This is a genomic window from Pseudoalteromonas sp. SG43-5, assembly GCF_014164345.1.
GTDB lineage: Bacteria > Pseudomonadota > Gammaproteobacteria > Enterobacterales > Alteromonadaceae > Pseudoalteromonas > Pseudoalteromonas distincta.
In genome coordinates, this window is sequence record NZ_JACJFA010000010.1 from 58,330 (window position 1) to 84,933 (window position 26,604).

Annotated in this window: 21 protein-coding genes; 12 read left to right on the forward strand and 9 right to left on the reverse strand. The window is 40.4% G+C overall.

The features are described 5' to 3' along the window. From groL to H5161_RS12030, 3 genes are all read left to right on the forward strand, one after another. On the forward strand, nucleotides 1–1,650 hold the full coding sequence (gene groL / locus H5161_RS12020; protein WP_002958835.1) for a chaperonin GroEL: 1,650 nt from the start codon (nucleotides 1–3) through the stop codon (nucleotides 1,648–1,650). A gap of 136 nt (nucleotides 1,651–1,786) precedes the next feature. Beyond that, nucleotides 1,787–2,068: a hypothetical protein gene (locus tag H5161_RS12025; protein WP_024596674.1), complete on the forward strand. Its 282-nt coding sequence runs from the start codon at nucleotides 1,787–1,789 to the stop codon at nucleotides 2,066–2,068. Nucleotides 2,069–2,161: 93 nt separating this feature from the next. After that, nucleotides 2,162–2,578 (forward strand): VOC family protein, encoded by a 417-nt coding sequence (locus H5161_RS12030; protein ID WP_182769398.1) that lies wholly within the window; start codon nucleotides 2,162–2,164, stop codon nucleotides 2,576–2,578. 22 nt (nucleotides 2,579–2,600) lie between these two features. On the opposite strand, the gene H5161_RS12035 is transcribed toward H5161_RS12030, so the two are convergent. Continuing rightward, on the reverse strand, nucleotides 2,601–4,076 hold the full coding sequence (locus tag H5161_RS12035) for an NAD(P)H-hydrate dehydratase (RefSeq protein WP_182769399.1): 1,476 nt from the start codon (nucleotides 4,074–4,076) through the stop codon (nucleotides 2,601–2,603). A 239-nt stretch (nucleotides 4,077–4,315) separates the two neighbouring features. Here H5161_RS12035 and gmk point away from each other — a divergent pair, with 239 nt between their 5' ends. The 5 genes from gmk to H5161_RS12060 all read left to right on the forward strand — a co-directional run bounded on the left by gmk (nucleotide 4,316) and on the right by H5161_RS12060 (nucleotide 9,993). Next, nucleotides 4,316–4,936, forward strand: coding sequence for a guanylate kinase (gene gmk / locus H5161_RS12040; RefSeq protein ID WP_182695900.1), 621 nt, complete (start codon nucleotides 4,316–4,318; stop codon nucleotides 4,934–4,936). A 124-nt stretch (nucleotides 4,937–5,060) separates the two neighbouring features. Beyond that, entirely contained in the window at nucleotides 5,061–5,336 is a 276-nt protein-coding gene (rpoZ, locus tag H5161_RS12045; protein WP_002958829.1) for a DNA-directed RNA polymerase subunit omega, read from the forward strand. A gap of 387 nt (nucleotides 5,337–5,723) precedes the next feature. Continuing rightward, complete coding sequence (gene spoT / locus H5161_RS12050) at nucleotides 5,724–7,829, forward strand: bifunctional GTP diphosphokinase/guanosine-3',5'-bis pyrophosphate 3'-pyrophosphohydrolase (protein WP_002958827.1); 2,106 nt, start codon at nucleotides 5,724–5,726, stop codon at nucleotides 7,827–7,829. 12 nt (nucleotides 7,830–7,841) lie between these two features. Further along, the gene (locus tag H5161_RS12055; RefSeq protein WP_002958826.1) at nucleotides 7,842–8,234 is read left to right on the forward strand and encodes a RidA family protein; all 393 of its coding nucleotides are present in this window, start codon (nucleotides 7,842–7,844) and stop codon (nucleotides 8,232–8,234) included. A gap of 151 nt (nucleotides 8,235–8,385) precedes the next feature. Continuing rightward, nucleotides 8,386–9,993, forward strand: a complete 1,608-nt coding sequence (locus tag H5161_RS12060) for a DUF342 domain-containing protein (protein WP_182692454.1) — start codon at nucleotides 8,386–8,388, stop codon at nucleotides 9,991–9,993. 39 nt (nucleotides 9,994–10,032) lie between these two features. Here the strand turns inward: H5161_RS12060 and asnA are convergent, their stop codons facing one another. Beyond that, nucleotides 10,033–11,028 (reverse strand): aspartate--ammonia ligase, encoded by a 996-nt coding sequence (asnA, locus tag H5161_RS12065; protein WP_182769400.1) that lies wholly within the window; start codon nucleotides 11,026–11,028, stop codon nucleotides 10,033–10,035. 197 nt (nucleotides 11,029–11,225) lie between these two features. Here asnA and asnC point away from each other — a divergent pair, with 197 nt between their 5' ends. The 3 genes from asnC to recG are packed head-to-tail and all read left to right on the forward strand — an operon-like array spanning nucleotide 11,226 to nucleotide 14,552. Beyond that, nucleotides 11,226–11,684 carry a transcriptional regulator AsnC gene (gene asnC, locus H5161_RS12070; RefSeq protein WP_024595831.1) on the forward strand — a complete coding sequence of 153 codons (459 nt, stop codon included), beginning with the start codon at nucleotides 11,226–11,228 and terminating at the stop codon, nucleotides 11,682–11,684. Between the two features lie 41 nt (nucleotides 11,685–11,725). Further along, a complete protein-coding gene (trmH, locus tag H5161_RS12075) occupies nucleotides 11,726–12,412 on the forward strand; it encodes a tRNA (guanosine(18)-2'-O)-methyltransferase TrmH (protein WP_007580009.1) in 687 nt (228 codons plus the stop codon). A gap of 58 nt (nucleotides 12,413–12,470) precedes the next feature. Continuing rightward, the gene (gene recG / locus H5161_RS12080) at nucleotides 12,471–14,552 is read left to right on the forward strand and encodes an ATP-dependent DNA helicase RecG (protein WP_182712474.1); all 2,082 of its coding nucleotides are present in this window, start codon (nucleotides 12,471–12,473) and stop codon (nucleotides 14,550–14,552) included. A gap of 160 nt (nucleotides 14,553–14,712) precedes the next feature. Here recG and H5161_RS12085 read toward each other — a convergent pair whose 3' ends face one another. The 7 genes from H5161_RS12085 to H5161_RS12115 all read right to left on the reverse strand — a co-directional run bounded on the left by H5161_RS12085 (nucleotide 14,713) and on the right by H5161_RS12115 (nucleotide 25,863). Beyond that, nucleotides 14,713–16,845: an alpha-galactosidase gene (locus H5161_RS12085; protein WP_024595829.1), complete on the reverse strand. Its 2,133-nt coding sequence runs from the start codon at nucleotides 16,843–16,845 to the stop codon at nucleotides 14,713–14,715. A 321-nt stretch (nucleotides 16,846–17,166) separates the two neighbouring features. Then, nucleotides 17,167–18,645 carry an SLC5 family protein gene (locus tag H5161_RS12090; protein ID WP_002958818.1) on the reverse strand — a complete coding sequence of 493 codons (1,479 nt, stop codon included), beginning with the start codon at nucleotides 18,643–18,645 and terminating at the stop codon, nucleotides 17,167–17,169. 53 nt (nucleotides 18,646–18,698) lie between these two features. Beyond that, nucleotides 18,699–19,460, reverse strand: a complete 762-nt coding sequence (locus H5161_RS12095) for a SapC family protein (RefSeq protein ID WP_024594649.1) — start codon at nucleotides 19,458–19,460, stop codon at nucleotides 18,699–18,701. A gap of 12 nt (nucleotides 19,461–19,472) precedes the next feature. Then, entirely contained in the window at nucleotides 19,473–20,999 is a 1,527-nt protein-coding gene (locus H5161_RS12100; protein WP_182769401.1) for a tryptophan halogenase family protein, read from the reverse strand. 192 nt (nucleotides 21,000–21,191) lie between these two features. Continuing rightward, the gene (locus tag H5161_RS12105) at nucleotides 21,192–23,939 is read right to left on the reverse strand and encodes a TonB-dependent receptor (protein ID WP_182769402.1); all 2,748 of its coding nucleotides are present in this window, start codon (nucleotides 23,937–23,939) and stop codon (nucleotides 21,192–21,194) included. A 187-nt stretch (nucleotides 23,940–24,126) separates the two neighbouring features. After that, nucleotides 24,127–25,101, reverse strand: a complete 975-nt coding sequence (locus H5161_RS12110; RefSeq protein WP_182769403.1) for an aldose epimerase family protein — start codon at nucleotides 25,099–25,101, stop codon at nucleotides 24,127–24,129. 363 nt (nucleotides 25,102–25,464) lie between these two features. After that, entirely contained in the window at nucleotides 25,465–25,863 is a 399-nt protein-coding gene (locus H5161_RS12115; protein WP_002958811.1) for a thioesterase family protein, read from the reverse strand. 33 nt (nucleotides 25,864–25,896) lie between these two features. Between H5161_RS12115 and H5161_RS12120 the strand changes: the two genes are divergently transcribed. After that, on the forward strand, nucleotides 25,897–26,601 hold the full coding sequence (locus H5161_RS12120) for a 2OG-Fe(II) oxygenase (protein WP_182769404.1): 705 nt from the start codon (nucleotides 25,897–25,899) through the stop codon (nucleotides 26,599–26,601). Nucleotides 26,602–26,604: the final 3 nt, after the last annotated feature.

Below are 26,604 nucleotides of genomic sequence, written 5' to 3' on the forward strand. Positions count from 1 at the left end.
ATGGCAGCAAAAGAAGTACTTTTTGCAGGTGACGCACGCGCTAAAATGCTAACTGGCGTAAACATCCTGGCAAACGCAGTAAAAGTTACATTAGGTCCTAAAGGCCGTAACGTTGTACTAGACAAATCATTTGGCTCTCCAGTTATCACTAAAGATGGTGTATCTGTAGCAAAAGAAATCGAACTTGAAGACAAGTTTGAGAACATGGGCGCACAAATGGTTAAAGAAGTTGCATCTAAAGCAAATGATGCAGCCGGCGATGGTACAACTACCGCTACAGTACTTGCACAGTCTATTGTTAATGAAGGCCTTAAAGCTGTTGCAGCAGGCATGAATCCAATGGATCTTAAGCGCGGCATCGACAAAGCAGTTATTGCTGCTGTTGCAGAGCTTAAAGCGTTATCTGTTCCTTGTTCTGATACTAAAGCAATTGCACAAGTAGGTACTATTTCTGCTAACTCTGATCAAGAGATTGGTAATATCATTGCTCAAGCAATGGAAAAAGTAGGCCGCAACAGTGGTGTTATTACTGTAGAAGAAGGTCAATCACTTGAAAACGAACTAGATGTTGTTGAAGGCATGCAGTTTGACCGTGGTTACTTATCTCCTTACTTTATCAACAGCCCAGAAAAAGGCACTGTTGAGCTTGATAACCCATTTATTCTACTTGTAGATAAAAAAATATCTAACATCCGTGAATTATTACCAACATTAGAAGCGGTTGCTAAAGCAAGTAAACCACTACTAATCATTGCAGAAGACCTTGAAGGCGAAGCACTAGCTACATTAGTAGTTAATAACATGCGCGGTATTGTTAAAGTATCAGCTGTTAAAGCACCTGGCTTTGGCGATCGTCGTAAAGCAATGCTACAAGATATTGCTGTATTAACTGGCGGTACTGTTATTTCTGAAGAAATCGGCTTAGAGCTTGAAAAAGCAACAGTTGAAGACCTAGGTACAGCTAAACGCGTAATTATCACTAAAGATGATACAACTATCATTGATGGTGCTGGCGAAGAAGCGGGTATTACTGGTCGTGTTTCTCAAATTAAAGCACAAATTGAAGAAGCTACATCTGACTACGATAAAGAAAAACTTCAAGAGCGCATGGCTAAACTAGCTGGCGGTGTTGCAGTTATCAAAGTAGGTGCTGCTACTGAAATCGAAATGAAAGAGAAAAAAGACCGCGTTGAAGATGCATTAAATGCAACTCGTGCAGCGGTTGAAGAAGGCGTAGTACCTGGCGGCGGTGTTGCACTTGTACGTGCTGCTAGCAAGCTAGTTGATTTAGTTGGCGACAACGAAGATCAAAACCACGGTATTAAAGTTGCACTTCGTGCGATGGAAGCACCACTTCGTCAAATCGTAACTAACGCAGGCGACGAAGCATCAGTTGTAATTAACGCAGTTAAAGGCGGCGATGGTAACTACGGTTACAACGCAGCAACTGGCGAATACAACGACATGATTGAAATGGGTATCCTAGATCCAACTAAAGTAACACGCTCTGCGCTACAGTTTGCAGGGTCTATTGCGGGTCTAATGATCACTACTGAAGCAATGGTAGCTGAAATCCCTAAAGACGAATCTGCTGGTGCACCTGATATGGGTGGCATGGGCGGAATGGGTGGTATGGGCGGCATGATGTAATAAACATCACCGTTTAACCACCTCGCTTATATAAAAAACCAGCTTCGGCTGGTTTTTTGCTTTTTAGAATAAAAATCATTGATATTGTTTAATTTATACCCATACCTAAGTTACGTATAACTAAGATTTATATTAAATGGATTTATTAAATAATAACGAAATATTCATCTTCTTTGTTTTTGTTGCTCTTGTGACTGGGTTATTTTCATTCGTAGTTTGGGCTATGCTCAAAATGGTCACGTGGGGTAAAAGTATGTCTAAGGGGGCTTATTTATTTTTAGCATTCTTTCCGCTTATTTCTATTATTCCTATCCCACCACCTACATACGAAAATGTACAAAAAGCAAAACAAGAACAAAGAAAACGCAAAGAAGACTCAGGTGATCCACCCGATGATGAAGACGAACTCGTAAGTTAATTCATATTACATACTGCGGGCATATACCCTACTTGATCGTTTGCTAAATATGATAAAAAGCACATTTATTTAATAGTACGGAGTAAACCAAACATGACTAACGTTCAACAGCATATCGGCAGCATTGCATTAGTTGTTAAGGACTACGGCGATGCCATTGAGTTTTATACTCAAAAGCTCAACTTTGAGTTAGTAGAGGATACTGATTTAGGTGATAGTAAACGTTGGGTATTAATTTCACCTCCAAATTCAAACGGAGCTAATTCGAGCAGAACTAATCTACTGCTTGCTAAAGCCACAACGCCCGAACAAATTAGCGCTATTGGTAATCAAACAGGTGGTCGCGTGTTTTTATTTTTGCATACTAATGATTTCTGGCGAGATTATAATTTAATGCTTTCTAAAGGCGTTACATTTAACGAAGAGCCTAGAGTAGAACCCTATGGCACCGTAGTGGTTTTTGAAGATTTATATGGTACACAATGGGATCTACTACAGCTTAATAATTAGCAAGATAAAGTGACGCTTAAACTCACGTCACTTTATTAACTAACTCTCTTACAACTGGGAATAAATCACTGGGTAGCATTCCCCTTTGCCCATCTCGCTCACTTGCGATATCACCGGCTTTAGCGTGCAGTGTTACACCATAGCGTGCTGCTTCATCAATAGTTAAACCTTGAGCAAGTAATGCCCCAATAATACCAGTGAGTACGTCGCCACTGCCGCCAACTGCAAGTGCTGGGTTGCCATCTTCACACACCCACGTGTGCTGGGCATTATCTATTAATGTTCCTGCGCCTTTTAATACACAAGTCGCGTTATAGCGCTTGGCGCAAAGGCGGGCATAATTAAAGCGGTCTGATTCTATGTCGCTGGTACTAACACTTAGCAGTCGCGAAGCTTCGCCTGGATGTGGCGTAAGTACGCATTGCTCTAACACATACGATGAGGCTTGCTTAGCGAGTAAATTAAGGGCGTCTGCATCTATAACCAATGGCATTTTATTGTTTTGGCAATATTGCATTACTTCATCGAATGTTTGTTGTGCCCACTCGTCTTGCCCAAGCCCTGGGCCAATAACAACGCAGCTTGCCCACTCTAGCGCTTGATGTAAGTTATTACTGCTTACCATAAGCTCTGGTCTGCCAATACTAATAGGCGTTATTGAGCTTTCGTGTGTATACACCCTTACCATGCCAGCACCCGTTCTAAGAGCTGCTTCACTACTTAACCTAATTGCACCTGCAGTACCTTGATTGCCACCAACACATAAAAGCTTGCCATGGCTGCCTTTGTGACTATTGATTGCCCGCGTGGCAATTCCTTTAAAGCTATTAATATTTATCAAGGTTCCTGATGATTGAGCTATACAAGTAAACGCATCGCCAATTGCTAAATCATCAAAAACTAACTTACCGCTATATTGTTTACCTGCCGTCGTTGTGAGCCCTTGCTTTATACCTACAAAAGTAACGGTTGAAGTAGCTTGTACTGCGCACCCTAAAGGCTGTCCTGTATTTGCTTCAATGCCTGATGGAGTATCAATGCTTATTACGGGCTTACCACTGTTATTTACAGCGTTAATTATATTCGCAAAATTATCGCGCACGGAGCTATTAAGCCCAGTACCAAGGAGCGCATCAATAACGATATCGCACTCATTAAGAGCATCTTTTGTAAAATGAGAAACCACCCCACCCGCTTCTATCCATAGCTGCTGCGCTTTTGCAGCATCACCTTTTAATGTTTTTTCGGGTTCAGCAGCGCATACTGTTACCTTTTTACCTGATTGCATAATAAGCCTAGCTACAACGTAACCGTCTCCAGCGTTGTTACCATGGCCAACAATGACTAATGTATGCTGCGCATCAAATAACTGCCATTGCTTATATACAGCCTCTCCTGCACGCTGCATTAGTGTAAATAAATCACAATGACTGTTTTTAGCCGCTAAAGCTTCATTGTCTCTTACTTGTTGTGCGGTAAATAAGGTTTTATTAAGCATAAAGGCTCCTTTACTAGGTGATACTTCACCTTATCAAATACTTATATCTAGCGGCTAGTTCTGTTGATAAATTTAAACTGCAATTTTATTTAAAGTCTAACACTCCCGCTTCAACTTGGGCATAGCTCACTTGAGCACGCCTAACTTGAGCAAGGTGAGCTAATTAAAGTATAATGCAGTTAATTAAAGGCTTGGTTTACTTGTAATCCAAGCCTGTTTATTTTTAGGTAGAGAAAAGCATGGCACAAACTCGCGGTAACTTATTTATTTTATCAGCCCCTTCAGGTGCTGGTAAATCAAGCTTAATCAATGCGTTATTAAAAAAACACGCTGACATGAAAGTATCTGTATCACATACAACTCGCGCCCCTCGCCCAGGTGAAGAAAATGGCGTGCATTATCACTTTGTATCTACAGACGAATTTAAAGCGCTTATTGCCAAAGATGACTTTTTTGAATGGGCTCAAGTATTCGATAATTACTACGGCACATCAAAGCAAGCTATTGAGTCGCAACTTGATGCGGGTATTGATGTGTTTTTAGATATTGATTGGCAAGGCGCTCAGCAAGTGCGCAAAATTATGCCAAGCGTACAAACTATTTTTATTCTACCGCCTTCAAAAGAAGAATTAGAGCAACGCTTAAATAATCGTGGCCAAGATTCGGCTGAGGTTATTGCCTCTCGTATGGCAAAAGCACAATCTGAAACATCACATTATAACGAATACGACTATGTAATTGTTAATGATGACTTTGAGAGCGCGCTTGGCGACATAGAAATGATTGTAATGGCTCAGCGCTTAACCCTAAAAGCGCAAGAAGAACGCCATCAAGTTTTACTAAATAGCCTGCTTAAATAATTTAAGTCTATTTAAATCAGGCTTAGACAAGTAAAACTGATAAAAATTGAACACTGGCTATTGGCGAAAGTGGCTGCTTGCAGTAAACTACGTCTTTGATTTAAATTATTTTTGGAGTGCTGTGATGGCCCGCGTAACAGTTGAAGATGCAGTAGATGCAGTTGGTAATCGTTTTGACTTAATTTTAGTTGCGGCTCGTCGTGCCCGCCAAATTGCTGTTGGTGGTAAAACTCCACTAGTAGACCCTGAAAACGATAAGCCAACGGTAGTTGCTTTACGTGAAATTGAACTAGGTTTAGTTGATAGCTCTTCAATGGACTTAATTGACCGTGAAGAACAACAACACCAAGAAGCAGCTGAATTAGCTGCTGTTGCCGCTATTGTTGGTGGCAACCAATAATCGACCTCCCGGTCTGATTTAGCCAACGGCGCAGTATTTCTACTATAGCCGTTGGCAATCCTCTCTTTTCATCGTATATTCGTAGCTTACCTAATTTACTTCACTAGGGCTGTTTATCTTTCGAGGTTAAATTTGCAGTAGTATGTTTGGTATTTAGGCAAGGCAGAGCCTATGTAGTGTGGTTATTCCCCATAAATAGGCGATAACGCAGCATAAATGCAAAACATGCGCTGCCTAAAGGGTTCTGCCTAGGGGCACTTTACTCTTTGTTGCTCGATTTTTACTTAGCCCGCTAGGCTAAAAACCTCGCGCCACAATTAAATCGCCCCTAGATTGAACAAATTTTAATCCTGAAAGGTCAACAGGCCCTAGAACATTGGAGTGTGAATGTATCTTTTTGAAGGTCTTAAAAAGAAAATCTCAGAATACTTGCCCGCTGCTGATGTAGAGCTGGTTCAAAAATCTTACGTGGTAGCCCGAGAGGCCCATGAAGGACAAACTCGCTCGAGTGGCGAACCTTACATAACGCACCCAGTAGAAGTAACCCAAATTCTTGCAGGCATGCATCTTGACCATGAAACGCTCATGGCCGCGCTAATGCATGATGTAATTGAAGATACTGATTTTAGTCAACAAGATTTAGCCGAGATATTTGGCGAAACTGTTGCAGAGCTAGTTGAAGGTGTGAGTAAGCTCGATAAGCTTAGCTTTAAAGATAAAAAAGAATTCCAAGCTGAAAACTACCGCAAAATGATTATGGCAATGACTCAGGATATTCGAGTCATTTTAATCAAGCTTGCTGATAGAACACACAATATGCGTACTTTAGGCGCATTGCGCCCAGATAAGCGCCGCAGAATAGCGCGTGAAACACTAGAAATTTACGCACCAATTGCAAACCGCTTAGGTATTCACGATATTAAAAATGAACTTGAAGACTTAGGTTTTCAAGCTTTATATCCTATGCGTCATCGCGCACTTAAATCGGAAGTTGCTAAAGCACGCGGTAATCGCAAAGAAGTTATTACTAATATCCAACATGAAATAGAAGCACGTCTTGAAGAATCAGGCATTAAAGCAACTGTGTCAGGCCGTGAAAAACATTTATATAGTATTTATAAAAAAATGCTTAATAAAGAACTGCTATTTAACGAAGTTATGGATATTTACGCGTTTAGAATTGCAGTTGACTCTATGGATACGTGTTATCGTGTATTAGGTGTAGCTCATAGTCTTTATAAACCTATTGAAACACGCTTTAAAGATTATATTGCAGTACCAAAAACAAATGGTTACCAATCGCTTCATACTTCATTAGTTGGTCCTCACGGTATACCTGTTGAAATTCAAATTCGTACTCATGATATGGATCATATGGCCGACAAAGGTGTAGCGGCGCATTGGATGTATAAAAAAGCAGGTGATGGCGCAGGTAATACTTCGCAGCAACGTGCTCGCCAGTGGATGCAGAGCTTATTAGAGCTTCAGCAAAGTGCGGGTTCATCATTTGAATTTATTGAAAATGTAAAAACTGAGCTATTCCCAGAAGAAATTTACGTATTTACACCAGATGGGCGTATTGTTGAGCTACCAATGGGTGCTACCGCAGTCGATTTTGCTTATGCCGTGCATACAGATGTAGGCAACACCTGCGTAGGCGCTCGCGTTAATCGCAAGCCGCACCCTTTAAGTAGGCCCTTAGATACAGGGCAAACTATAGAAATAATAACAAGCTCAGGCGCTCACCCTAATGCAACATGGCTAAACTTTATTGTTACTGGTAAAGCGCGTTTGGGCGTTCGTAACTACCTTAGAAGCCAGCATCATGAAGAAGCTATGCTTTTAGGGCGCCGCTTACTTGATTCAGCATTAGGTGAAAACAAACTAGATAGCATTGCTGATGAAAATATAGCGAGAGTACTTGAGGAGCACGAACTAACAACGCTTCTTGAATTACTTGTAGAAATTGGCTCTGGTAACCTAATGAGCATGTTAATTGCCAAACGCCTATTACAAAATGACAGTGACGACTTAACTGATATTACCAGCCAAGCCAAAGCGACCATTATTGGTACTGAGGGCATGCTAGTTAATTACTCTAAGTGTTGCCGACCTGTACCTGGCGATGCTATTACAGCTCATGTAAGCCAAGGTAAGGGCCTGACCGTTCACCGCCAAGAATGTAAAAACATCCGTGGCTGGGAAAATGAGCGCTCTAAATACTTAGTTGTAAAATGGGACGATAACCCAGAGAAAGAATATATTGCAGCTCTGAGAGTTGAAATTATTAATCATCAGGGGGCTCTGGCTAAATTAACCAATGTTGTTACTACAACCCAAGCCAATATTGTAGAAATAACCACCGATGAAAAAGAAAGTAATTTATACGTGATAGATTTAGGGGTTACCGTTAAAAACCGTATCCACGTTGCTAACATTATGCGCCGCATTCGCGTTATGCCTGATGTACAAAAAGTCTATCGTAAAAAGTAAAATAGGAAACACATGAATAAAGCATTTATCTCTACCGACAAAGCACCTGCTGCCATTGGCACTTACAGCCAAGCAGTTAAAGTAGGCACCGCTGTTTATTTATCTGGTCAAATTCCATTAGTGCCAGAAACGATGGAAATGATTTCAGAAGACTTTAGTGAGCAAACGCATCAGGTATTTAAAAATATCACTGCGGTATGTGAAGAAGCTGGCGGGCAAATTCAAGATTTAGTGAAAATAAATATTTATCTAACTGATTTATCTAACTTCGCGACTGTAAATGAAGTTATGAGCCAATACTTTAAGCAACCTTACCCAGCGAGAGCTGCATTAGGTGTTCGTGCACTTCCAAAAGGTGCACAAGTTGAAATAGATGGAATAATGGAACTTCCTTCTACCAATTAAGTATTACAGGCTATAGAGCCTCTCTATAGCCTTTTTTTCTCTCTTAGCACTTCGTTCTCTGTGACTTCTTGACTCAAATGTAAATTTCTAGCAATCTGTAGTTGTGTTTTAAAAAACAAACTTAACTTAAGTAGTAAAAAAGGATTAACTCGTGTTTAAGCTTGCCAACAATGGAAATGTTTTACTTGATGTAAAAGAACATATTCCTCCCAGCGCTGCATTTATTTTAGAGGCTCTCGAAAAGTCAGCTTTTTGCGACTGCAAAATAGATCATGACGCTATTAATGATTTTTTTAAAAACGAAAACACACAACACACTCTGGTTGTAGCAACAAAACACAATGCCACTTTAAATGTAACAATTAGCGACGATAAAATGCTGGCCATTGGCGAGCTAACCCTTGCCCAAGGCGGAAAATTATTAAGTTTAGAAGATGCAAAAAAACAACTCGTTAAAGCAGGAATTGTGCGTGGCTATAAGCAAGCATTTTTAGAGTTGCTACTGCAAAAACAGTTTGAGCATACAGCGGGTTCTGTCGTTAAGGGAGTATTAGCTAAAGGTAGGCTACCAAGTGATGGTTTGGCCACTAAACTAATAACAACCGTAGAGACTTTAAAAGACCGTTTAAAAACCCCCAAGCTCAAAGAAGATGGCAGCGTGGATATGCGCGACTTTGGCAAGCTTGCAAGCGTAGAGCCAGGCTCTGTGCTTATTCGCCAACAACCAGCAACCCCTGGTAAAGAAGGCTTCACCGTAATAGGTGACATACTGCCCGCAAAACCCGGAGAAAATAAACAATTAGTGGCAGGCGAAGGCACCGAAATATCAAAGCTAAATCCGCTTGAACTAGTCTCTACTATTGCAGGTGTTCCGGTTGAAATTAATAATGGTATGCGTGTCGACGATATTTTTACCATTTCAGATGTAAACGTAAAAAGCGGCCACATTGACTTTCAAGGAAGTGTTATTGTTACCCGTAATATAGACCCTGGAATGAAAGTAACAGCCAAAGGCGATATTACTATATTTGGCACTGTTGAATCAGGAGAGCTTACCGCAGGCGGAAACATCACCGTTAAACAAGGCATTATTGGCCATCAAAAAGCCGACGAACAATCACTGTCTTGTAAGCTTATTGCACGAGGTGATATTCACGTATCCCATTCACAGTATTGCTACCTAGAAGCAAATAATATTTTTATTGATCGCCAAACAAGCCACTGTGTAATGAAAGCTAAACGCTTACTGCAAGTTGGTCAATCCGACTTACCTAAGGGAAAAATATTTGGTGGCGAAATACTCGATGCAACGACCCTCATTGCTGGCGAAATAGGGAATGAATCAGGCGCTAAAATGATTATTAACCTAGCGGCTTCTGGCGCCGAAATAACCGCAGATACTGATAATTGCTTTAAAGACTTAGCTAAAACAGATGCACAGCTAGACACGTTGCAAGCAGCACTAGAAAAAACTGATTTAGTGAAGGATGCCGAAAAGAAAAAACTATTAATTACTAAAATTGGTGCTACTCAAAAGCATTATTGTGAGCAGGCAGAGCAATTAGAAAAACGTCTTTCAAACTTAGATCACGACTTACACGATTTACTTAACGACGCTAATTTAGCGGTAAATTCTGTTTTGCATTCAGGTGTAGAGATTCATATTTTTGATAAAGTACTCAAAACAATCCGCAATTACCCTCCGTGCAACGTTAAACTTTTGAATAACAAAATTGAAATAGAGTTCAAAACAAGCTAATAACTGAGTGCTCTATTGAGCACTCAAATTTATTCACATTTAAAGTAAACCGCTTACCTCAGCATGTGTTTGCTGCGGCCATACACCCACTTGTACTTGACCAATATGCTGCTTTTGTAGCAAGAGCATAGCCAAGCGCGACTGCCCTATTCCCCCGCCAATTGTTTGCGGAAATTTACTTTGTAGTAGCGCTTTATGCCAATCAAACTCTAAGCGGTCTTCATCTCCAGTAACCCTTAACTGCGCTTTTAAAACTTCAGGACTTACGCGTATACCCATTGATGAAATTTCAAAGGCGTCTTCAAGTACTGGGTTCCATACTAAAATATCACCATTTAAACCCATGTATTGATCGCATGTTGGCGTAGACCAATCATCGTAATCTGGGGCTCTTACATCATGGATTTTGCCATCACCAAGCGCGCCACCAATACCAATTAAAAATACAGCACCATATTCTTGTGCAATGGCTTTTTCGCGTTGTTTAGCGCTAAAGTCAGGGTACATTTTACGTAGCTCTTCACTGTGCACAAACTTAATGTCTTCCGGTAAAAAAGGCGTCAAACCATAAGACTCACTTACAAAAGCTTCCGTCTCTTTTATCCCTTTATAAATAGATTGAACAGTTTGCTTTAGTGTTGCCAGCGAACGCTCTGTGGTTTCGTTAATTACTTTTTCCCAATCCCATTGATCAACATATACAGAATGAATAGGACTTAATGAATCTTCATCTGGGCGCAAAGCTTTCATTTGAGTGTAAATACCCTCACCAACACCAAAGCCATAAGTTGCGAGTGTTTTACGTTTCCACTTAGCCAATGAATGCACCACTTCGTAGCGGCTATCTGTAATCGCTTTTACATTTACAGCAACTGCGTTTTCATGGCCGCTTAAGTTATCTTGCGTGCCGTCACCTACTTTAGCCAAAATAGGGGCTTGAATCTCAACCAGCCCAAGTTGGGTTTCTAGTTGCTGTGAAAAAAATTGTTTAACTTTACTTATTTGCTGCTGTTGCTGCACATAGTGTGAACTCATAATAATTGGCCTCATTCCCAGTTATTGTTACTTGCTTAATTGATAAAAAGCGCCCTAATGAGCGCCTTTAATGAGGTTAATGTAACGATTTGATGAATTAATTCAATATCCCATAATAAAAATAGCTTTAACATATTAAAACCATCAATTAAGTGGTATAAAAATCATATATTCGATAATTTTATGAGAAAAATATAATGGAAAATTATTTAATCGATAATCTCGATAAACAGATACTTCATGCATTAATGGAAAATGCCCGTACTGCGTACGCCGAATTAGCAAAAAGATTTAATGTAAGCGCTGGGACAATTCACGTAAGAATTGAAAAAATGAAGCAAGCAGGAATCATTACAGGCACCCAATTAACGATTAATACTAAACAGCTAGGCTACGATGTGTGTTGTTTTATAGGTATTAATTTAAATAACGCACGTGATTACCCACAAACACTTATAAAGCTAGAAGCATTGGAGGAAGTGGTAGAGGCTTATTACACAACAGGTAACTACAGTATATTTATAAAGGTAATGACAAAGTCCATTGATCACTTACAAGATGTGCTGATTAATAAAATACAGGCAATAGAAGCCATTCAATCAACAGAAACACTGATTTCTCTACAAAATCCAATTAGCCGTACGGTAATGCCTTAACTGCAAAAATCTCGTATAATTGCCGAAAAAAGAGGATAACCATGCAGCAAACTCGCTATCAAAGAATCGAAGACGTACTTTCGCGCCGTCAAACAGACTTAACCGTGTGCTTAGAAGACGTGCACAAACACCATAACTTATCTGCAATAGTACGAAGTGCTGATGCGGTTGGTTGTCATCACGTACATGCTGTATGGCCTGAAAAGCAAAAATGGCTAACAAATAATACCTCAGGTGGCAGTAAAAACTGGCTAGAGACGCACTTACATAGAAATATTGATGATGCAGTTACTGCAATGCGTGAACGCAATCCAGAAATACAAATATTAGCGACTCACTTATCAGAAGATGCCGTTGATTTTAGAGAAGTAGATTACACCAAGCCCACGGCTATTATTGTTGGACAAGAAAAAACAGGGATATCAGAAAAAGCCCTAGAATATGCCGATCAAAATATTATTATTCCAATGCAAGGCATGGTGCAATCGCTAAATGTTTCAGTTGCTGCTGCGCTAATATTGTTTGAAGCACAGCGCCAACGCGAGCTGGCTGGTTTATATAATAGAGATATGTTGAGCGCCGAAGTTAAACATCCACTTTACTTTGAAGGCTGCCACCCTATTATCGCAAGGCAGTGTAAACAAAAAAAATTACCTTATCCTGCACTTGATGAAAACGGCGAAATAGTCGCTGACGAGCAATTTTGGCAAGCTTTAAAACATACTTGATGGACTAAAGCTCTGTAAGTACACTTAACTTATTCACAAATAATAAGATTGATATAATTTGTCTAAACCTAGCTTAAATCAATACCCAATTACAGAGCTCAAAGGGGTCGGCCCAAAAATGGCTGAGCGTTTGTTAAAGCTAGGTATTTTAACTGTGCAAGATATGCTTTTTCATTTGCCACTTCGCTATGAAGATCGCACTCGCTTATACGCGATTAATGAGTTGTCACTACATAGCCACGTGAGTGTTGAAGCAACAATTGAAACAAGCCAAATCACGTTTGGAAAAAGGCGCATGCTTGTTTGCCAAATCAATGATGGTACTGGCAGGCTAACACTACGATTTTTTAATTTTACCGCTGCACAAAAAAACGCATTTAGCGCTGGTAAAATAATACGTTGTTTTGGTGAAGTGCGCCGTGGCCGTGTTGGCTTTGAAATGAGTCATCCTGAATACAGCATCAGCGATACCTCTAACGAGCAGCCGGTAGCGACAACATTAACGCCCGTTTATTCAACAACCGAAGGCTTAAAGCAACTATCGATTAGAGCTTTAAGCGAACAGGCTATTGATTTACTAAATAAATACTCAGTAGAAGAACTACTGCCTTCACAGTGGCAGCCATCAAATATGCCGCTAAGTGACGCACTATTATTACTGCACCGCCCACCAAATAATGTTGATGTAGCTGCATTAGAGCAAGGTACTCACCCTGCTCAACAGCGCCTTGTATTTGAGGAGTTACTTGCTCAAAACCTCAGCTTATTAAAAGTGCGAGAGCAAGGGCAACAAGTTAAAGCCGTGGCATTAAATCCGGTAAACACATTAGAAAGCCAATTTTTAGAGCAACTTCCTTTTGCACCCACAAATGCGCAAAGCCGCGTAGTTGCTGAGATTAAAGGTGACATGCAACACGCGTATCCCATGATGCGTTTAGTACAAGGCGATGTAGGCTCAGGTAAAACCCTAGTAGCAGCACTTAGTGCACTAACAGCCATTGCGCAGGGCTTTCAAGTCGCTTTAATGGCTCCTACTGAAATTTTATCAGAGCAACATGGTGTTAATTTTACAACGTGGTTTAATCAACTAGGTATAACAGTTGCTTGGCTTGGCGGTAAAACAAAAGGCAAAGAGCGCGTAGCAACACTTGAAAAAATAGCCTCTGGTGAAGCGCAAATGATTGTAGGTACTCACGCTTTATTTCAAGATGAAGTTAAGTTTAATAACTTAGTGCTTATCGTTATTGATGAACAACACCGCTTTGGTGTCCACCAGCGTTTATCACTGCGTGAAAAAGGTAAGTTTGGTGATTGTTACCCTCATCAACTAGTCATGACCGCAACACCCATTCCACGTACACTCGCCATGACCGCCTATGCCGACTTAGAAACCTCTGTGATTGACGAGCTGCCACCTGGGCGTACGCCAATCACAACAGTGGCACTTCCTGATACTCGCAGAGACGATATTATTGCCCGCGTTAAATTAGCGTGTAACGAGCAAGGCCGCCAAGTTTATTGGGTGTGTACACTTATTGATGAATCTGAAGTACTGCAATGCCAAGCAGCGGAGGACAGCGCACTGCAGTTAAAAGAAGCATTACCAGAGCTAAACGTAGGCTTAGTACATGGGCGAATGAAATCAGCTGAAAAACAAGCCATTATGAGCGAGTTTAAGGCAGGTAATATACATGTTTTAGTTGCCACGACGGTTATTGAAGTTGGTGTAGATGTCCCTAATGCGAGCTTAATCATTATAGAAAACCCTGAGCGCTTAGGCTTAGCACAGCTGCATCAGTTACGTGGGCGAGTTGGCCGTGGCGCTACTGCATCGCATTGCGTGCTTTTATACCACGCACCACTGTCTCATACCGCTCAAAAGCGATTAGGTGTACTACGCGATAGTAACGATGGCTTTGTGATAGCAGAGCGCGATTTAGAAATTCGTGGCCCTGGTGAAGTACTCGGTACAAAACAAACAGGGTTAGCCGAGTTTAAAATTGCCGATCTTACCCGCGATAAGCACATCCTCAACCAAGTTAGACCGATTGCACAGCAAATGCTTAAGCAACACCCAGAGGTTGTTGACCCGCTAATTCAACGTTGGTTGGGTAATAAGCAAAATTACGCGCAAGCGTAACCACTCTATTTTCTATATTTTTGAGTTTACTAAGTTAATTTACTAAATTAGCTTACTAAGGATATAAAAAAGTCAGCTCTAAACAATATAGAGCTGACTTCTGATATCTCAATAGAGCAGCATAAAAGCGATTTTCGCCCTTTACTGCTCTTAGTTAAATTTAAGCTTTATTAAGCTCAAATATAAGCGATGTTTGCGGGAATGAAATTGGCATTTGTAAACCAAACTGCATTAGCGCTTCACCTGTAAATGTTTGACCATTTACCGCAGCAATAGAAGATGGGCGATACTCTTCAAATTTTACCGGCCACACTAAATTAAGCGTGTACTGCGCATCGGCATCTAGGCCAACAAAACGAAGCTTATTAGGCGCTGTACGCGGTGTTTCGCGAACGCTGTTATAGGCAAATAACGCTTTTGTTTTTTGCGCATCAATTAAACCAAAGTTAATTGATAAATCGTCGCTATCTAGGCGGTATAAATCGGCAGCATGAATAAACTCACGATGCTCTTTATGAAGTGCTATTGCCGCTTTAAGTGCATTGTATTCGTGATCGGTCAGTTCACGTGGGTCCATTTCGATTCCCATGTGGCCAAACATTGATACCGCAGCACGCATTTCAATACTTACATTACGCCCTGTGATATGACAATCGCGTGGGCCTACGTGTGCACCCATAACCGACGATGGGAAAAAGAAAGAACATCCACGCTGTATTTCAAGGCGATCTAGCGCATCGTTTGAATCTGACGTCCATACACGATCTGTGTGTGCAAGTACGCCGTAATCTACACGTGCACCACCTGACGAACAGCTTTCTATTTCAAGACCAGGGTGCGCCGCTTTAATACGGTCAATTAAACGATAAAGTGCCAATGTTTGCTGATGCACAGCAGGCTTGCCATCAAAATTACCCGCATGGTTAATATCGCGGTTCATATCCCATTTAATGTACTTAATAGTTGGGTATTCAACTAAAATATCGTCAATCGCTTTGTATAGGTACTCAACAACCTCAGAGCGCGTTAAATCAAGTACTAGCTGATTTCTAAAGCTTAACTGCTCGTTATTTTCTGAGCCTAAAACCCAATCAGGATGCGCGCGGTATAAATCACTATCTGGGTTAACCATTTCTGGTTCAAACCAAATACCAAACTCCATACCTAAGCTATTAACATGATCAATGACTGGCGATAAACCATCAGGGTAAATTTTGTAATCTACTGTCCAATCACCTAAGCCTGCATTGTCGCCACGGCGGCCTTTAAACCAGCCATCATCAAGTACAAAACGCTCAATACCTAACGGCGCTACTTTGTCGGCTAGTTGCTTAAGCGTGTCTACGTCGTGATCAAAGTAAATACCTTCCCACGTGTTGTAATGCACAGGGCGCGCTTTTTCACGTTGAGCTTGGCTAAGTAAATTAGCTTTAACAAAACGATGGAAATTACGAGAAAGCGCACTAAAACCTTCACTTGAAAACGAGCCATAAATGCTCGGGCTTTGATACGTTTGACCTTTAGCAAGCGTAAGCTCACCAGGAAGTAATAGCTCACCCATTTGTACATAACGACGACCTTCAGCTAAAAGCTCTGCGCGTAGTTTATTGTTGCCGCTCCAACCTAAATGAAAGCCGTAACATTCGCCGTGTTGCTCGCCTGCATTTTCGTTATGCACTAATAAACCAGGAAACACATCGTGTGATGTTTTGCCTTTACGGTTTTCGCGTACAAAACTCCCAAGCACTAAATCAACAGATTGACGCTGGAATTCGTTTGACCAACGACCTTCAAAGCTCACTATTTTGCTTACGCTATCTGGCAATTGAAATGTTGGCGCGGCGCAAAAATTAACGCTCAGTGGTGAGTCACCTAAATTAGTTAATACAGTATGTGCACTTAGTACGTCACTGTTGTTGTCAAGCGTAATGCTGTGCACGACTTCAATACCACGAAGCTTATCTACACTTACAAACTCAACAGTCGCACTTGAAGGCTGACGCACTTCTTGAAGCTCTGGCCCAACTGACCATGCGATTGAATCATTTACTAGCTCAAGCCCTGGCGCGCCAGTAAAGCCTTCGCCTAATAAAGGAGATAGAGAAATAGGCGCTTCTTCAACCACGGCACATTTTACCTCTTGACGGGTAGCAAGCTGAGTAAGCATTGTTTCTGTTGTTTGCTCAGATAGGCGTTTACCAAAGTACAGTAACGCCGGTGTTTTGCTCTGGCAGTCGAAAATAACGGTGCTGTTTACACTGTCTAATCGATAAAATGATTTAGTGTCGGCCATGATTTTCCTATCCTCTTGTTCATTGTGTGAGTTATAAATATAACGAAAATTAGTAAGCTACACTATTTACTAAATGTATCTCTTTGCTTGAGCCACAATCTATCAGATGGTGACACTCAATAATAATAGTATATATCATACAAATTAGGTTTTGATAGTCTTTACATCGCAAATAGTCAGATAAACTCACTGGAAGTACCACTGTAATAAAAGTTATTAAACTAACCTTTACTTTAAAATTCTGTTATTGCTTTTAATATATATAAAAAATCGGCCAGAGTTGCCCCATGACCGATTTTGTCAGCTTAAACTATTTACAATCTATTTTTGTACTTGTACTTGTCCTGCGTCATCAAGTGCCGGTGTTTTACCTGCCCACTGCGCATTCAAACCAAATACCACTTTATTTACTATCAATGCAAAAGCTACACATACAATCAGTGTAATTGGCATTAAATGAATGTAATGAATGTCAGTATGTAGTGGTGAGTTTGCAAACGTAAGCATGCCGTACATTACAACACCTAAAATTACTGCTGCAATACCTGCACGTGCATCAACATTTTTAAATAATAAGCCCACTACAAAAATTGAGAATATAGGCATACTTAATAAGCCGTTTAATTGCTGTAGCAAGTTAATAATACTGTCTGCTTGCTGGTAAATTGGTACAAGTACCAGTGTTAAGCTTGTTAGTAGCAATGTTACGTAACCGCTTAGCTTTACAACACTTGGCTCTTTATTAAAGTAAGCTTCGTGAATGTCACACACGTATAGTGCTGTAGCTGAATTTAATAAGCTGTTGTAAGTAGAGAGTACAGCGGCTGCCATTGCCGCTGCAAACACACCGGTTAACCATGCTGGCATTACATCACCTACAATTCGACCATAAGCAGCGTCGCCAATATCGCCGTAAAGTTTAAACGAAATGATACCCGGTAATACCACAATGGCAGGGACGATTAAAAAACGAATTCCCGCTGCGGCAAATATACCTTTTTGCGCTTCTTTAACATTAGGAGCAGCCATGGCTCGTTGCGTAATTGTTTGGTTAGTACCCCAGTAATACATTTGAATAAAGATCATACCGGTTAAAAGTGTTGGCCATGGAATAGGTGAATCAGCATCGCCGATGAGTGTTAAGCGCTCCTCAGGAATACCCGTAAAGTCATAATCAATCGCATTTAGTGCTAAAAACACCACTAAAACAGCCATACCCAGTACCAGTAAGCCGTTATAAGTATCAGACACTGCAACTGCACGTAGACCACCAAAAAACGCATAAATAGCACCTACAATGGCAAATGCGGTGGCAATATACATTAGCGGAATATCAACCTTAAACATGGTTTGCATAAACAGCGCACCTGAGTAAATTACCGCTGGCATGTAAATAAGTGCATTACCTAAAAAGAATAATCCCCCAATAACAGCGCGAATATGTTTGTTGTTATAGCGCTTTTCTAAAAGCTCTGTGGTCGTTGTACAGTTGTATTTATAATAAACAGGAATAAACACTTTGGCTAAAATAATTAAGCCAATAATCGCCGCAAGCTCCCACCAAACAAGCAAAGCCATTTGGTTACCATTCATACCCACTAGTTGGTCGGTACTTAAGTTAGTAAGTGTTATTGAACCTGCAACAAACATCCAAGTAAGGCCACCGCCCGCTAAAAAATACTCTTTGGTTTGGCTTTGTCCGTTATTACGATTTTGGCCTCGGCATTTCCAATAAGTAAGGCCACCAATTAAAGCGGTGACAAAAACAAAAACCACCAGCTGTAAAATGTTATCTGACATGTGTGTGTCTCCTACGCGTTACGCGCAATGTCTGTGTAATAAAAAAGTGCACGCTACAGCGCGTGCGCATCTCGACTTAGTTCTAACTTAATTTGCTTTAAAGGCATAAGTTCGGGACGTTGGTTGTGCAGCTTTACCAATGCATTTAACTGAAACAGTGAAATAAGCATACTGTTAAGCACACTTAGGTAACCTTGCTTGTGTAAGTTTGCAACGGTATCGCTATCTAAAGTTTGCAGTTTGTCTTCATCAACGGTGCTCAAACCTTGAATAGTTTGGGTTTCGCCTTGTTCAAACTGCAATACAATATCTATGTTTTTAATAAGCCCTAAGCGCGCTACTTCTTGGGTAAATTGATACGTTTGATAATCATTTTTTAAATCGCTCTCAAGTAGCTTTTGCTGTGAATTTAAAAATAAGCTTGGCTTACCTTTAGCATCAAATAGTGCCTCGCCTTGCTGCGTATTTACGGCTGAGCTTTGATCATCAATCGCAATAAAGTAGTCGCTGCTATTTGCTTCACGGGTCATTAAATAAAGAGGGTGAGTTTGTATACATACCGGTGTGTAAAGTGCCTGCCATTGGTTGTTATTAACCAATAAACTTTGACCTGCACTAAAGCTGGTTAACGCTGATACGGTATAACTACCATTTTGTGTATTACGTGCTAAAAAAATAGGTAAGTCGCAGGCTGCTTTTGCCACTTCGTTAGCTCTTAAATTAACTAAATGCTGCGTTTTTGCATATTCAACACCTGCATTAGGGTTAATTTTTAATGTTTGGTGTTTGGTGTTTACTAGTTCACTAATAGCCATAGTTACACATCCTTAAACTGGGTTAGCCGCTAACCACTGCTCAATATAAGCGCGGTGTGGCGGCAAAGTTTGCAACATCTGCTGTGTAAGCTGGCTGTTACGTTCAATTATTTGTTTGGCTTGCGCGTCTTGTGAATACAAATAAGCCTGTTTAGTAAAGTCTGGTTTGAAGCCCATACCATATAAAACGTACTGGTAGCTGGCGGCTGGGAATAACTCTAATGCGCCATGAAAATCTTGAATAAGCGGGCCACGGCTTCCCCAAAGCAGTAAATCTTCTTGCAGGGTTTGTGGAATAGTATTGGGCTGTACATGTGCTTGCCAGTAAGGTTCTGGGCGCTTGGTTAGCATGTAATGCAGCTTTAAAAAGTCGATAATACGCTGCCAGCGGTAATCCATCTGCTCGTTAAAGCGTTTAGCTACTATAGGCATTACTTGTGTATCTGCTGGCATGTGCTCTGCTACAAAGCGTGCTGAAATTTCAACAAGCATAATAGCGGTTGCTTCAAGCGGCTCTACAAACCCTGCTGACATACCCACTGCAACACAGTTTTTATGCCAAAACTTCTCACGGTAGCCCGACTCAAAGCTAATTTTACGGGCAGTTAAACCGTTTGCTGCATCGCCTAAATAGTTTCGTAAGTTTTGCTCTGCTTCATCGTCTGATAAAAATTTGCTTGAATATACATGCCCTACACCACGGCGATGCGTTAAACCTATATCCCAAATCCATCCAGCGTTTTGCGCTGTTGCTATGGTATGGCTGGCTAAGGAGTCATCGTTTTCATCGTAAGGGACTTGCATCGCCAGTGCGCTGTCGTTAAATAGCACGTGGTCCATTTTTTTAAACGGTACGTTGAGCGCTTGGCCTAATAACAATGATGAAAAACCAGTACAGTCTATAAATAAATCGGCGCTTATAATGCGGATTTGATCTTTTAGAGTAAGCTCATTTATTGCACCATCGTCATCAAGTTTTACCTGATCAACAGTACCAATAATATGCTCTACACCAAGCTTACTTTTACAATGTTGTTTAAGCATTTCTGCAAAAGCGCCGGCATCTAAGTGATAAGCGTAATTACAGTTACCTTGATATTCACCTTGCGCTATACCTCTTGGGGCTAAGCTTGCTTCGCAAATATCATGTTGAAAATTAGTTTGCTGTGCAAAGTCTTCAACATTATCTAAATAAGGGGCTAAATCTATGCGGCCGTAGCCTAGCGGTACAGTAAATGGATGGTAGTAAAAGTCGTTGTTGCCGTGCGTCCAATTTACAAATTTACCACCTTGCTTAAAGGTAGCGTTACAGGCTTTAAATACATCAACTTCACGCAAACCTATTTGCTGAAGTGTGTTTTTCATCGTGGGCCAGGTACCTTCACCTACACCAATTGTTGGAATATCTGACGATTCAACCAACATCACTTTTAAGCCATCACCATTTTTACCTTGGTGATACGAAGCTATAATTGCAGCGCTCAACCATCCTGCTGTGCCGCCACCAATTACTGCGATTGTTTTTATTGTTTTATTCATAATGGACTACTCTTTGAGTATCTTTGATAACGTTTTATACAACAAATGCCCGGTAGGGCATTTGGATTTAATGTGGCTTCATTTTAGCCAATTAGGTTAACTAATATACATTACTGTTAAATTAACCTAATTGGTATTAGCACTAATGTGCTGCAATGAAACAAGAGGCGAGAAGTTCGCCTCAAACATTAATTAAAACGATCCGCGAATACCAAACGCGTAACGTGAGCCATTATCTTCCACTGAATAAATTTGGTTAGCAAAACGACCTGTTTGTACTAACTCTTCTTCAGTGATATTGATGCCTTCAGCAAAAATAGTGAAGTTTTCATTAATATCGTAGCTTGCACTAATATCCCACTGGCCGTACGTTTCTACGTTCACTGGTTCACCATTGAAGCCGTTATCAACTAAGCGTAAAAAGCCTTCACGGTTGTTAAATGCAACACGTGCTTGCCAGTTGTCTTGCTCATAAAACAATACTAAGTTTTGTGAATCGCCCAAACCTTCAAGTGCAAATGTTTGAGTTGTATCATCACCTACACTAATGTCGCTATTCACAACAGTCGCATTGGCAATAAAGCCAAAGCCATTTTCAAACATGTGAGTAACACCCACTTCGAAGCCTGTTACGGTTGCAGACTCACCATTTTGAGGACGGCTTACAGTGTAAACTTCTGAGCTACCAATAAGTTCGTCATCTGTTTGGTCTGTACATGTAGTACACGCAAAATCAGGACCTGAACGGTCAGACATTTCGTATGTTTCTGCACCCGTTAACGTAACAATAAAGTCGTCAACTTCTTTACTAAATACTGCAAAGCTAAATAAGTTAGCATCGTTGTAGTACCACTCGTAAGAGATATCCCAGTTTTCTGATTGGAATGGTTTAAGTGCTGGATTGCCACCACTTGCCGTTAAGTTTTGACGACGTGGTTCGTTAAAGTTTGTTGCTGGAGATAACTGAGACATAGTTGGACGAGTAATACTATCGTACGCGGCAAAACGTAAAATCATATTATCTTGTAGCTCAAGCTTAACGTTGAAAGACGGTAGTAAGTTTGAGTAGCTAGTACCTTGTTCAATATTAGTCGCAGGGCCAAATACGTTAGCAAACAATGTCGCATCTGAAGTTGGAACTACATCGCTAATAAAGCTTTGTATTGCAGCAACTTCAATATCAGTTTCTGAGTAACGAGCACCCATATTAACGGTTACTGGCATATCAGCTAAATCAAAACCAAGCGTAAAGTCCATGTATAAACTAGTGATGTCTTCGTTAATTGTGTAACGGTTATTTTGTAGCGTTGGCTCTACTGGGAAACCTTGATCGGCTAAGTAATCAAGCATTTTATCGCCATCGTAGCTATAAAATGTATCGATCAAACCAGGGAAGTAATTACTCGCTGTGTATGCTTCAAAATCAATTTCATCAAGCGGTGCTTGTGTACCGTAACCACAAAATTGACATTGGCTACCAAAAATTTGGAAGCTAGATTTTTCACGCTCTTGGCGATAAGCACCAAAGTTAATACGCTCTACTGGGCCTTTATCTGGCACGTATTCAAAATCGGCTTTTACTTCAGTGATTTCATCTTCATCAGTAAATTGATTACCAATTTCGTTGTAGTGAAGACGCGCTAGGCTTGGATCTGGCAATGAACCATTTTCAAAGCCATCATGCTGTACGGTAGGAATGCTGCCTGTACCGTCAAAAGTATAGCTGTTAATAATACCCACTACGTTAAAACGATCATTACCTGCACGGTCGTTTTCAGCTGTTGAGCGAGATACATCAAATTTTGCTTTTAGTGACTCGTTTACTTGCCAATCTACATTAATACCAAATGCTTTATTAGTTACGTCACGTGAGTTACGTGTATGTGATACAAAGTCGCTTGCAGGGTCGCCACTTGGTGCGCCTAAGCCAACTTCTTGAGAGAAAGTTAAAAGCGTACCCGTTTCAGCATCAATTGTTGCGCTGCCTACACGGTCTGGTTCGAACCAAGATGCTAAATCACGCACCGACGAATCAACTTCAAATTTTGAAATCATTCCATCAACCGTAATCGTAACATCGTCAGATGGTGCATATTGAAGTACTAAACTTGCGTTTGTACGTTCACGGTCTTGCTCATCAACTACTTGGTCCCAGTTACGTGGAATGTAGGCATTTTCAAACAATACACCATCAGTTGGGTTAGATATTGTTTGGCCACCGCGCCAACCTGCCGTTAAAATTTGGTTATTTTGAAGTTTACGTTGTTGATTAGTGATGGCAAAAAGCACACCTAGCTTGTCATCGTTAAACGTATTACTTATTAAGAATGATGTTGATGGAGATACTTCTTCAGAAAGGCTTTCGAACATACCTTTAACTGAACCTAAAATATGTAAACCACCAAAATCAAAAGGGCGTGCTGTAGTTACGTTAACCGTACCACCAATGCCGCCTTCTTGAAGCGTTGCAGTATTACTTTTATAAATATCAGCACCGGTGATTTGATCTGCTGCTAATACATCAAAATTAAATTCACGACCTGCACTGTCTGTCGCAATTTGACGACCATTAACAAGTACAGTATTAAATTGTGGACCAAAACCACGAATAGTTACCGCTTGGCCTTCACCACCACTACGGTCAATTGCTACACCTGTAATACGTTGCAGAGACTCTGCTACATTTAAATCAGGAAATTTACCAAGATCTTCTGCTTTAATCCCGTCTGTAACAACATTAGATGCTTTTTTATCTAACATTGATGAACGTAAGCTGCTGCGGATACCCGTTACTGCGATAACTTCAACATCTTCATTTACTACTGTAGGCGTATTGCCTTCAGCGCCTTGAGCTGCAACGCTTCCGCTTGCCAATATACCAGTGATAGCAATACTGAGCGCGGTTTTCTTGTTGAACGATAACTTATTGTTAATTACCATTTTTTAAAAACTCCTGATTGTGTGTAGTCGTTGTGTCGTTGTGGTAGTGCGTATAGTTTCAAATACTATTTATATTATAAATACTTTAAACCGGCAAAAAGTGCAACCTTTTCCTTAATTATGGATAGCATTCAATTACCGTATATTTTCTTTTGGTTTTCTTTTAATTAACATTAAAGAACTGTATTCACTCAGAAAAAGCGTAAATAATAACCTGTTCGTATTTCTCTGCTGGCAATAAATTAGCCTTTGGAAAATTTTCACGATTTGGCGCATCTGGCCAATTTTGCGCTTCAAAACACAAAGCTTGCCGTGCTTTAAAAGGCGAACCAACAAAGTTTGCGGTATAAAGCTGCATGCCTGGCTGCGTACTTTTAAGGGTTAAACTAACGTTCGTGTGTGGCGAAGTTAATGTAGCCATCGTCTTTAAACTGCTGTCATCATTAAAAATATAGCAGTGATCAAAGCCATTTCCAGCTTCTAGCTGAGGATTAACGGCGCTTAAGGCCTCACCAACTTGAGCTGGCTTAGTAAAGTCAAAGCAGGTACCGCAAACTAAAGCGGCTTCATTAAGTGGAATACTAGTTGTATCAATAGGAAGGTAACGATCGGTATTAATTTGAACAAGATGCTCATTAATTGATGAGCTGCCATCAAGATTAAAGTAGCAATGGTTAGTAAAGTTAACGAGCGTTTCTTTATTGGTTAGCGCTTTAAAGTGCAGAGTAAGCTCGCCGTTTTTAGCGCTAATAGTTTGCCAAACCTGCAACTCACCGGGGAAACCTTGTTCGCCGTCGGGCGAGCAATAATAAAGCTCAACTTCACTTTCAGTTTGTTTGGTTACTTGCCAAAGTACTTTATTAAAACCTTTAACACCGCCATGTAGGCTATTAGGACCGTTATTTGCCTCTAATTGATACTGCGTACCAGATAAGCTAAAACGCCCCTTTGCAATACGATTAGCGTATCGACCTACTGTAGCGCCTAAGTAAAATGGGTTTTCAAGATAGTATTGAGGGTCATCGACGCTAAGCGTCATTTCTTGTTTTTTAAATTTAATGCTTTTTATTATTGCGCCAAACGGTAAAATTTCAACTGTTAAATTCTCACCATCACTGAGCTGAATAACTTGTAAAGGCTGGTTACTGGCAATAGATGTCACACGCATACTCCAATCAAATTACCGAATTAACATTTCCTGTTATAACGGCGCAACAATATATAATATAAATAGTATATAATTGGAGCCTGCAACTCAATCTAAATACGTTAAAATTTCTCGACAAAAATTTATACCTCTTCACTTAATTAAGTGATCTATTTTGAGGAAAGAAAATCGTGTTGATAACAAGGCAAAAATTTCGTTATTTAGTTGTTCTATATCAGAAATTTTTAACGCAGTTATCGTCAGATTTAATCCCTCAAATTGATTAAGTATTATTGAGGATAGGTATTACAGCTGCCATTATTTATTTACACTAATCCAGCTCAGCATGAGCTTATATAAAATATAAGCTTTGTAAGGTTAACTCCCTTGGTAAATATGCTCGTTAAGCGCCGCTTTTTCGTCAATGCTAAGCGCTTGCTTTGATTTAGCAATAAAATCGTACCTCACCATCACAGCTTTTCCTATTGCGCAGCATTTATCGTGTTGCCATGCTTCTTGCCTAAGTGTAAAAGAGCTAGTGCCTATATGCTCTACAGAGGTTTTTACGGTCACTTCGTGGCCATAAAATAATTCGCCCACAAACGACACTTCAACTTTGGCGATAATCAATTTCCAATCATGTGGATTTAAGTCCGGTGTAAAAAACTTAAAAATAGGTCCACGCGCGACTTCAAACCATACAGGGAGTACGGTATTGTTGATGTGTCCGAGTGCATCTGTTTCGCTAAAGCGCGGCATCACTTTTTCAATAAACATAAAAATCCAATAATAATTATATAAAGGTAAACCATGACGGACTTTATACGCGTTATTAATAACGCATTAAGCGATGAGTTTTGCGATGAATTTATTTCCACATTCGCGCAAAGCCCGCATGTAAGACAAGGGGTAACATCGGGCGGTGTCGACTTAAAGAAAAAAGACAGCCACGACCTACACTTAAATAATCACCCCGAATATGCACAACAATTAAAACATATACAACAAACGACTGCACAGCATGTTTTTAAGTATGTTGAAGAGCATATTTTTATGATGATTGGGGCATTTGGCTTAAAGGTTTATCATCCAAAAACAGGCGAAGTAGTCGATTTAACCCAAGAGAATTTTGAAGAAGTGGGTAAACCGCAATTACCCGTTTTAGTTCAGCAAATTTTTAGACTCGGTAACATTCAAGCGCAAAAATACGAAGTAAACAAAGGTGGCTACCCTTACTGGCACAGTGAAGTTTATCCGCAGCTACAGCACAATGAAGCTTTGCATCGCGTGTTGTTATTTATGTTTTACTTAAACGATGTAGAAGAAGGTGGTGAAACAGAGTTTTATTATCAAAACCGTAAAATCGCCCCTCAAAAAGGCACTATGGTAATAGCACCTGGCTACTTTACACATACTCATAGAGGCAATAAGCCAGTATCAAACAATAAGTATATTTTAACCTCGTGGGTATTGTTTAACCGTGCAGAACAAATATATGGTGCGCCTAAGAGTTAGCGC